An 8,345-nucleotide genomic window follows, 5' to 3' on the forward strand; every position below is an offset into this window, starting at 1 on the left:
TGAATCTGGAAGATGGAACTTTGGTCTAAAATTTTGCGCTCTCCAGGAAAGGAGTCGGGGCTTTGTATCGGTTTTTGGGCGGTGTCAAACAGCCGAAAATTAACAAAAATGCACCTCCCGAAGAAAACAACACAATTCTTTGCCACCAAAGTTGGCGTTTGGTACTACAATGCAGCAAAAGTTCAAGCGTTTTTGACTTCAAAGGCTGAGGGGATAAAGGAAAATGGGAGATGTTGGACGTGTGCCTGTAGGAATTATCGGCGCTTCAGGGTACGGCGGCGTGCAACTTGTGCGACTGCTGGCGGATCACCCAGCGGCTGAAGTAGTCTATTTGGGCGGGGATAGCAGTGCGGGAAAACCTTTTTCCAGCCTTTATCCGCATCTGACTAACTGCATTGATTTGACTGTCGAGGCGATCGACCTAGACAAAATAGCGGCAAAATGTGAAGTTGTGTTTCTGTCGCTGCCGAACGGTTTAGCTTGCAACATGGCACCGACGCTGATCGCAAAAGGCTGCAAAGTCTTGGATTTGTCGGCTGACTACAGATTTGAAAATCTGGAAACTTATAAAGCTTGGTACGGCGGCGAGCGATCGGACTCTGAACTGGCTGCAACGGCTGTTTACGGTTTGCCCGAATTGTACCGCGATCGCATTAAAGACGCTCAGTTAGTAGGCTGTGCCGGCTGCTACGTCACTGCTAGTTTATTAGCCCTGGCACCTTTGCTCAAACAAGGTCTCATCGTGCCAGAAACAGCAATTATCGACGCCAAATCCGGTGCTTCTGGAGGGGGCCGCAAAGCTGAAGTTAATCTCTTGTTAGCTGAAGCAGAGGGTTCTCTGGGCGCTTACGGCGTTGGCCGCCACCGCCACACGCCAGAAATTGAGCAAATTTGCAGCGATTTAGCCGGACAAGATATCAAAGTCCAATTTACTCCCCACCTAATTCCGATGGTGCGAGGAATTCTGGCAACTGTTTATTCAACTCTGCGCGATCCGGGGTTGGTTCGGGAAGATTTGATCACTATTTTCAGCGCTTTTTACCGCAATTGTCCTTGGGTAAAAGTGTTGCCTGCTGGGGTTTATCCGCAAACAAAATGGGCTTGCGGTACGAATCTTTGTTTTATCGGCGTCGAAGTCGATCCGCGCACTGACAGGGTAATTGTGATGTCGGCGATCGACAACTTAATTAAGGGACAAGCCGGTCAAGGCATCCAGTGCATGAATTTGATGATGGGTTGGGAAGAAACTTTGGGTTTGCCTCAATTGGCTTTCTATCCTTAATTGGGCATTGGGCATTGGGCATTGGGCATGGGGCATGGGGCATTGGGCATTGGGCATTGGGCATGGGGCATAGGGCATGGGGCATTGGGCATGGGGCATGGGGCATGGGGTAATGGGGTAATGGGTAAACCGAGGATTCACATCCAGGATCTCACTGGTTAATTTAAATCTCAAACCAATTCCCGATGCCCTATGCCCCATGCCCGATCCCCTGTTTGGCCGATTACCAAGTGTTATTTTGGCCCGTAACCGATCGATCCTGCATAAATTGCCCGATCGCCCAATTGAGCCTCAATCCGCAGCAAACGGTTGTATTTAGCCACCCGTTCGCTGCGACACAGGGAACCAGTCTTGATTTGGCCGGCGCGAGTCGCTACCGCCAAATCGGCAATTGTGGTATCCTCAGTTTCCCCGGAACGGTGGCTGATGACCGATCGATAGCTGTTCCGTTTGCCCAGGTCGATCGTATCCAAAGTCTCCGTCAAAGAACCAATTTGATTCAGCTTAATCAAAATCGAATTGCTAGCTTTCAAATCAATCCCTTTTTGCAGCCGCGTGCGATTAGTAACAAACAAATCGTCACCCACCAATTGAACTTTGCTGCCCATTTTCTGCGTCAGCGCTACCCAACTGTCCCAATCGTCTTCGTGCAAACCATCTTCAATGGAAACAATCGGATATTGTCCGGCCAAACCGTCCAAATAATCAATTAATTCGACCGGCGAATGAGCCACACCATCGTAAGTGTACTGCCCATCTTTGTAAAATTCGCTAGCAGCAACATCCAAAGCTAAAGCAACTTGTTCGCCCGGTTTGTAGCCAGCTTTTTCAATGGCCATCATCAACAAATCTAAAGCTTCTTGATTGGATTTCAAATTAGGAGCAAAACCGCCTTCATCACCAACACCAGTCAGCAAATTTTTGTCTTTCAAGACTTTAGCTAGACTAGCAAATACTTCTGCTCCCCAGCGCAAAGCTTCCTTAAAAGAAGGTGCTCCCACCGGTACAATCATAAACTCTTGAATGTCTACGTTGTTGTCGGCGTGGGCGCCGCCGTTGATGACGTTCATCAAAGGCACGGGTAAAACGTTAGCTAAGGGCCCGCCCAAATAGCGGTAAAGGGGGAGTCCTAAAGTGTCGGCGGCAGCCTTTGCTGTGGCTAAGGAGACCCCGAGAATGGCATTTGCGCCGAGGTTGGATTTGTTGGGGGAACCGTCCAAGTCAATCATGGTTTGGTCTACCAGTGCTTGGTCGATCGCATCCAGATTAGCCAAAGCGGGGGCAATTTTGTGTTCGACGTTAGCGACGGCTTTTAGGACTCCTTTGCCGCCATAACGGCTTTTGTCGTCGTCGCGGAGTTCGTGGGCCTCAAAAGAGCCTGTAGACGCGCCGCTGGGCACTTGTGCGAGCCCGACAACACCGTTTGCTAGGTAAACTTCAGCTTCAATGGTGGGGCGGCCGCGGGAGTCGAGGATTTCTCTGGCTTGAATAGATTCGATCGCAGTGTCTAGCATATTAACGATTCCTGACCTTACTCAAGGTTTGATGACATTTTGCAGTCTGTTGGTTTTCCCACGCTGACTGCTGACGGGTAATAGAGTACGCGATCCCCAGAATTATTGCTGCACAGTTCAAAATATTTGCGGATTTGAGCAGTTTTGTGTCAATAAGCTAGGCTTGTTGCAGAATGACCGGGGGCAATTTTGACAGTAATTTAATTTTTTTAACCGCAGATTCACGCAGATTTTCTAATTGGAACCTTTGTTAAAATCAGAATGTCAACAAAATCAATCAAAAAAGGAGAAAGCTAAGATGTCAGAAACAACTCTCGGAGAAATTAGAGCATTAGCTGAAAACTCCGACCCAATTATTGCCGATCCCCCCAACATTAGATTGCTAACTGGGCCATTAAATCCTGGTAGCGATCCCAACTTTTTTGACCTCACTGCGAACGACGATATAGTTCAACTCGCCAATGGAATCCTCCGCAACACTCCCGGAGGTTTGCGGGCTCTAGCTGGCAACGATTTTGTCAGAGGTTCCGGTGCAGCAGAACTGATGAACGGCAACAGCGGCACAGATACTTTAATCGGAGGTTGCGGTGCCGACACTATTCGCGGCGGTCAAGATTTTGACATACTTTACGGAGAATGCGGCAGCGATTTAGTCAGCGGAGATCGAGGCGATGACTACGTTTATGGAGGCACGAGCAATGACTTTATTCGCGGCGGTAAAGGGAATGATGCTTTAGTAGGAGAGAGTGGAAACGATACTATAATCGGTGATGCTGGAATTGATAGACTTTGGGGAAGTGAAGGCGCAGATTTGTTTGTCATCAAAAGAGAAGCGGGAGCAACATCGCGGGAAATTGGTTCGGATCAACCGCCTCCAACGGGCAATTTTAATGTAGATGAAGTGCCTGCCGATTTTATTCTCGATTACAATCCAGCTCAAGGAGATGTCATTGGATTAGCTTCAGGGTTAACGCGAAATGACATTGTTTTGACTGAAAAGTTTTTAACAATTGGTGATGCCAGAGATTACGATAGCAGTGGCCCTTTTCCTCCGGGACAGCCTCGAACCGCTGATTTTAGATTTTTAAATACTAAGGCGACGGTGATTAGGGAAGCTAGTACCGGAAATATTCTGGGTTTGGTGAAAGATGTGTCGCCGGCTCAACTTCAGTTTACCTCTGTGTCTGAAAGCTCGATCGCCCTAGGATAATCCTCAGAGGTTTATAGTAAGGACTAAAGTCCTCTCTCAGGACTTTAGTCCTTACTACAAACCATTTTATTCGTTTCCAAGTTCTGCATTTCAAGACCAAAAATCCGCCACATCATATCCCATTTCGCTGAGCATTTGCCGCAGCAGAGGTAAGCTCAAACCGATAACATTGGTGTGACATCCTTCGATTTGTTCCACAAAAAAACCGCCTTTACCTTCCAGTGCAAAACAGCCCGCACATTGCAGCGGTTCCCCGGTAGTGACGTAAGCCGCAATTTGGCGCGAGGTAACTTCCGCAAAATGAACTTTTGTAACTTGACAGCGAATGAGCGATCGCGACCTTGCCTCATCAAAGTCATCGAATCTAGTATCAATTAAAGCATGACCAGTATATAATTCGCCAACCTTACCGCGCATTTTCTGCCAGCGCGAGATTGCTTCTTCGGCATCCTTCGGTTTGCCGTGAATTTCGCCATCTACGAGCAAAATTGAATCGCATCCCAACACCAAACACGATTTTGGATTGCGGATTTGCGGGTGAGAATTAGCCAGTAAAAACTTAGCTACAGCCTCAGCTTTTCCCTCTGCTAAAACCTGCACTAATTTAGTGGCATCCCTAATTTGTATTTGCCCTTCATCAAAGTCGCTGGGGCAAATCACAGCTTGAATGCCAGCATTTTCTAGCAGGCTGCGGCGCGCCGGAGAAGCTGAAGCTAAAACAAAAGTTGGAATTTTCATGAGTTATAAATCATCGGGCATTGGCCAAACAGGGCATCGGGCAAACAGGGCATTGGTGATAGGTTATTAGTTATTGTTTATTGGTTATTGGTTACTATCACTAATAACTAATAACTAATAACCAATAAACAACAAATAATATCAAATCCGGTAGCATCGTAATTATGTAGTGCGAGCGTCCCCGCTCGCGACCCAAATCGCGAGCGGGGACGCTCGCACTGATATCATCCAAATATATTATTCCAACGCCACGGGAAACGACATAACACGAAATATTGGTTAATTGACATGGAAGAGATAACTAACGCCCGATGCCCTGTTTGGTCAATGCCCAACTACTTTTTAACCTAATAAACAGAGAAAGATTTAACGACTTTCTCAAAAGCTTCTTTTACCTTGGGCCAGCGTTCTTCGGTAGTGGACACGTTAAGCGTAAAAAGTTTGCCGCGGCTGACGGCTACACTCGCTAAGTTGTGCCGTTCTTGGTTTGGCAACTTAACGGCGTATTCTAAAATGTAATAGTTTTTCGATCGCGATTCGCGAGCTTCTGCATTGACTAATTCAGCTTCGCGGCCCGAATCAGCCGGGGCGATCCTCTTCGAGAGCTTCGCTAACGCACTTTTGCTGAGCTTGTATCCCACATCCGTCGGCGAGCCCAAATCCGCCAGAGTTTTGTCCTTGGCGACTGGACTGATGACCACGCTGACGTTCTCGGTTTGCTGAATCAAATCGCGGAACACCACATCGGGCCCGTTAGAAACCGCGATCGGCAGCCAGCCGTTAGGATAGAGAAATTGATAGCCGTCGCCAGTATCAACGTAGCTTTTGAGTCCGGTGACTTTAGAGACACAACCGGTCAAGGTGAGGCTCAGAACCACCAGAAGTATTGCCGCAATTCGTTTGAGCATTATTTTTACGGGTAGGGTAACACTAAAATATTTAATTTTAATTGTCTCACCAAACCTTGCCCCTCAAAATAGTTAAGCTATGGATCGCCGTTTGTGTATCGTTCGCGAGCCATAGCCATATAGTTTAATTGTAAACAAAATCATTACAGGTGAGTCAGCCAGCTAATCAGTCCGTGCTTGGTCGAAACTTCTACAGCCAAGAGAGAAACAAAACCAATCATGGCAAGGCGGCCGTTTAAGCGTTCTGCGTAAGGGGTGAAGCCGGTGCGGGCTTCGTCATCAATATATACTGTCGGCTCGATCGCAAAATTGTTCATTTTCCCTTCGTCGTCCAGCATGAAGCCTCTGTTAGTCATGTTTTTTTCCTAAATGGTTTTTACCGTACTGTAAATAAATGTAACAGACTTGTGAAGATATGTAAAGGATTGTGAGAAATTTTTTTTAAAGACCTCGCTCTGACACCAGTAAAAAAAAAATGCAACTGTAGGCAAGCTCTAAACCCTTATATAGTCAGTCTTTCCCAAATCTCAAATCTCAAATCTCAAATCTCAAATGGTATGACTGTGGGTAGACTCTGGGCCCCGGAGGGGGGAGGATAGAGTAGAGAGGCACAAAAGTCGATGGTGTGTGGCAAATCCAGTCTGGGTTTGACGAAAATTGTGGAACGGAGGAAAAATTATGCGGGCCAGTCTGGAAATGCGGTGGTTTTATAACGGTGCGCTGCCAAAATCGATCGGTCAATGGTTTGGAAGCGACAGTCTCGGCGGCTATCTTTCACCTCCCGAAGAGCGGGAAGACATATATTTGCTAGTACCTGGCTGCGACTACTTGGGAGTGAAGCTGCGCGGGAAAACCTTGGAGGTAAAGTGGCGGCAGGGAGAATTGGGGGTTATGCAGTTCGGCAACCGCTGGGAAGGCAAGGCCGAGAAGTGGCTGAAGTGGGTTTGTGCCGACACGATGGCGCCGGTACCGGCGGATATTATGGCGACAGGAAAGTGGGTGGGAGTCAGGAAAAAGCGAGCGCAGCGTCTTTACCAAGTTTCGGCCCCTGGTTCCCTGATGTCTGTGCCTGTGGAAGCCCCAATTCCCCAAGGTTGCAGCGTGGAACTTACTCAGTTGAACATTAACGGCAGCGCGTGGTGGACTTTGGGATTTGAAGCGTTTGGTAGCGAAAGTTGTTTGACAGAAAGCTTGCAAACAGTGGCTAGTTCGACTAGCAAAAGCTATCAGGCGCAAAAGTTGAAAGCTGAGGATTCTTCTGCTTATCCGATTTGGCTGGCTGGCAAGTAATATCAATTCCGGTTGCACCGGAATCATTTTTGAATGTTAACTGTTGAATGTTGACTGTTGAATGTTGACTGTTTGGACATTTGGACATTTGAACAATGCCGATGCAACCGGAAACGATATACAGCATATTCCATTTATATGCGGTACACACAATCGGCGTTGTAAGTAAGGTGCGTCGCCATCTGTCAATCTGCAAATTCCATTGAACCATAGAACAGCGACGCACCCTACAGTTATGTAGGGTGCGTCGCCACCCTTAAATCTTAAATAATATCCACAATCTTTGAGCGACGCACCGGTGCACGAGCGGGTGAGCGCAAACAAACCCACACTCATCATTGTTGCTTTCTGGAGGCGAGAATTGGTATAATATCAAATCCGGCATTAATAATACCGCCTGTATTTTTTAGTGTCCCTCTGCTGGGACGAGAGTTTTTGTAGGATAGGTTTCAATCCCCGAGTCTTATCAAGGGGGGTTTCTAACTATTCCCCCTCTCTCCCATTCTCCCCCTCTTTTCTTTTGCCCACTTTGCCAGCAGTTCTGAGAATTTGACAAGCCAAAATTGCCGCCCCAAATCCGTTATCAATATTCACCACACCCACACCAGCCGCACAAGAATTGAGCATAGTTAAAAGAGGAGCAATCCCGCCAAAACTCGCGCCGTAACCCACACTCGTCGGCACAGCAATCACCGGACAATCTGCCAAACCCGCAACCACACTCGCTAAAGCACCTTCCATACCCGCAACCGCAATCAACACATCTGCACCGGCAATTACGTGCCGGTTGCTCAGCAAGCGGTGAATCCCGGCAACTCCGACATCCCACAAACGCCGCACCTGAAAACCGCAAAGTTCCGCAGTAACTGCTGCTTCTTCAGCTACAGGTAAATCCGCCGTTCCCGCACTGATAATAGTCACAGTACCCAGATGCTGCGGAGTTTGGACATTAGCAGAAATTGCACAAATTCGAGCCTTTTGGTAGTAGCACAAATCGGGTATTTTTTGCTGCAATTGCTCGAAAACTTCCGGTTCGATTCGCGTCGCCATCACCGCAGAATTTCGCCCGCGCATCGCCTCGATAATCTCAACAATTTGGTTTGGCGTTTTCCCCGGGCCCCAAATTACTTCTGGAAAACCCGTTCTGAGAGTGCGGTGGTGGTCAATTTTTGCAAAATCGCCGACTTGTTCAAAGTCAAAATGCTTTAATTTATCCAAAGCTGCGATCGGACTCAGATCGCCGGCCGCCACAGATTCGAGTAACTTCTGTAAAATTTCAGGTTCCATAAATATTAGTCAGTTGTCAGTTGTCAGTTATCAGTTGTTAGTTATCAGTTGTTAGTTATCAGTTGTTAGTTATCAGTTGTTAGTTATCAGTTGTTAGTTATCAGTTGTTAGTTATC

Annotated in this window: 8 protein-coding genes; 3 read left to right on the forward strand and 5 right to left on the reverse strand. The window is 47.4% G+C overall.

What is annotated here, in order from left to right; genetic code table 11:
• Nucleotides 1-223: 223 nt before the first annotated feature.
• Complete coding sequence (gene argC, locus QUA56_RS14745; RefSeq protein WP_333358763.1) at nucleotides 224-1,282, forward strand: N-acetyl-gamma-glutamyl-phosphate reductase; 1,059 nt, start codon at nucleotides 224-226, stop codon at nucleotides 1,280-1,282.
• A gap of 233 nt (nucleotides 1,283-1,515) precedes the next feature.
• Here the strand turns inward: argC and eno are convergent, their stop codons facing one another.
• Complete coding sequence (gene eno / locus QUA56_RS14750; RefSeq protein WP_333358765.1) at nucleotides 1,516-2,796, reverse strand: phosphopyruvate hydratase; 1,281 nt, start codon at nucleotides 2,794-2,796, stop codon at nucleotides 1,516-1,518.
• A 298-nt stretch (nucleotides 2,797-3,094) separates the two neighbouring features.
• On the opposite strand from eno, the gene QUA56_RS14755 reads away from it, so the two are divergent.
• On the forward strand, nucleotides 3,095-4,006 hold the full coding sequence (locus QUA56_RS14755) for a calcium-binding protein (protein WP_333358767.1): 912 nt from the start codon (nucleotides 3,095-3,097) through the stop codon (nucleotides 4,004-4,006).
• A gap of 90 nt (nucleotides 4,007-4,096) precedes the next feature.
• Here the strand turns inward: QUA56_RS14755 and QUA56_RS14760 are convergent, their stop codons facing one another.
• From QUA56_RS14760 to QUA56_RS14770, 3 genes are all read right to left on the reverse strand, one after another.
• Nucleotides 4,097-4,744 carry a nucleoside triphosphate pyrophosphatase gene (locus QUA56_RS14760; RefSeq protein ID WP_333358769.1) on the reverse strand — a complete coding sequence of 216 codons (648 nt, stop codon included), beginning with the start codon at nucleotides 4,742-4,744 and terminating at the stop codon, nucleotides 4,097-4,099.
• 347 nt (nucleotides 4,745-5,091) lie between these two features.
• Nucleotides 5,092-5,652, reverse strand: coding sequence for a photosystem II reaction center PsbP (psbP, locus tag QUA56_RS14765; RefSeq protein WP_333358771.1), 561 nt, complete (start codon nucleotides 5,650-5,652; stop codon nucleotides 5,092-5,094).
• Nucleotides 5,653-5,795: 143 nt separating this feature from the next.
• Nucleotides 5,796-6,008, reverse strand: coding sequence for a chlorophyll a/b-binding protein (locus QUA56_RS14770; protein WP_333358772.1), 213 nt, complete (start codon nucleotides 6,006-6,008; stop codon nucleotides 5,796-5,798).
• Between the two features lie 322 nt (nucleotides 6,009-6,330).
• Here QUA56_RS14770 and QUA56_RS14775 point away from each other — a divergent pair, with 322 nt between their 5' ends.
• Nucleotides 6,331-6,942 carry a hypothetical protein gene (locus tag QUA56_RS14775; RefSeq protein ID WP_333358774.1) on the forward strand — a complete coding sequence of 204 codons (612 nt, stop codon included), beginning with the start codon at nucleotides 6,331-6,333 and terminating at the stop codon, nucleotides 6,940-6,942.
• A 483-nt stretch (nucleotides 6,943-7,425) separates the two neighbouring features.
• Here QUA56_RS14775 and larB read toward each other — a convergent pair whose 3' ends face one another.
• Nucleotides 7,426-8,229 (reverse strand): nickel pincer cofactor biosynthesis protein LarB, encoded by an 804-nt coding sequence (gene larB / locus QUA56_RS14780; RefSeq protein WP_333358775.1) that lies wholly within the window; start codon nucleotides 8,227-8,229, stop codon nucleotides 7,426-7,428.
• Nucleotides 8,230-8,345: the final 116 nt, after the last annotated feature.

This window comes from Microcoleus sp. N3A4 (assembly GCF_036701805.1).
Lineage (GTDB): Bacteria > Cyanobacteriota > Cyanobacteriia > Cyanobacteriales > Microcoleaceae > Microcoleus.

Bases quoted from the DNA above. Each gene is read 5' to 3' on its own strand.
- QUA56_RS14755 (WP_333358767.1), top strand. From the start codon at position 3,095: ATGTCAGAAACAACTCTCGGAGAAATTAGAGCATTAGCTGAAAACTCC.
- QUA56_RS14760 (WP_333358769.1), bottom strand. From the start codon at position 4,744: ATGAAAATTCCAACTTTTGTTTTAGCTTCAGCTTCTCCGGCGCGCCGC.
- eno (WP_333358765.1), bottom strand. From the start codon at position 2,796: ATGCTAGACACTGCGATCGAATCTATTCAAGCCAGAGAAATCCTCGAC.
- larB (WP_333358775.1), bottom strand. From the start codon at position 8,229: ATGGAACCTGAAATTTTACAGAAGTTACTCGAATCTGTGGCGGCCGGC.
- QUA56_RS14775 (WP_333358774.1), top strand. From the start codon at position 6,331: ATGCGGGCCAGTCTGGAAATGCGGTGGTTTTATAACGGTGCGCTGCCA.
- psbP (WP_333358771.1), bottom strand. From the start codon at position 5,652: ATGCTCAAACGAATTGCGGCAATACTTCTGGTGGTTCTGAGCCTCACC.
- argC (WP_333358763.1), top strand. From the start codon at position 224: ATGGGAGATGTTGGACGTGTGCCTGTAGGAATTATCGGCGCTTCAGGG.
- QUA56_RS14770 (WP_333358772.1), bottom strand. From the start codon at position 6,008: ATGACTAACAGAGGCTTCATGCTGGACGACGAAGGGAAAATGAACAAT.